This window comes from Candidatus Clostridium radicumherbarum, assembly GCF_045310525.1.
GTDB lineage: Bacteria > Bacillota > Clostridia > Clostridiales > Clostridiaceae > Clostridium_AT > Clostridium_AT radicumherbarum.
The window spans coordinates 1-297 of record NZ_JBJHZY010000019.1 but is presented as its reverse complement, the minus strand read 5'-3'; the positions used below and the strand labels follow the sequence as shown (position 1 = coordinate 297).

The following is a 297-nucleotide window of genomic DNA, read 5'->3' as shown; positions in this document are numbered from 1 at the left end:
TGGGGGTATAGCTCAGCTGGGAGAGCACCTGCCTTGCACGCAGGGGGTCAAGAGTTCGAGCCTCTTTATCTCCACCAGAAGAAGATTAAATTCTTCTGATTTAGAGAATTTAATCTTCTTTTTTTCTAAAAATTTATGGGCTTATAGCTCAGCTGGTTAGAGCGCACGCCTGATAAGCGTGAGGTCGATGGTTCGAGTCCATTTAAGCCCACCATTATTTAATTAATTATTATTAATTAAATTAAATTGTTCTTTGAAAATTGCACAGATTAAAAATGATTAAATTGTTTACTCAAA

General features: G+C 36.7%; 2 tRNA genes. Both read left to right on the top strand.

Annotated elements, in window-relative coordinates:
• The first annotated feature begins 1 nt into the window (after position 1).
• Positions 2-77 (top strand) — tRNA-Ala (locus tag ACJDUH_RS19690).
• A 60-nt stretch (positions 78-137) separates the two neighbouring features.
• Positions 138-214, top strand: a tRNA-Ile gene (locus ACJDUH_RS19685).
• Positions 215-297 lie beyond the last annotated feature (83 nt).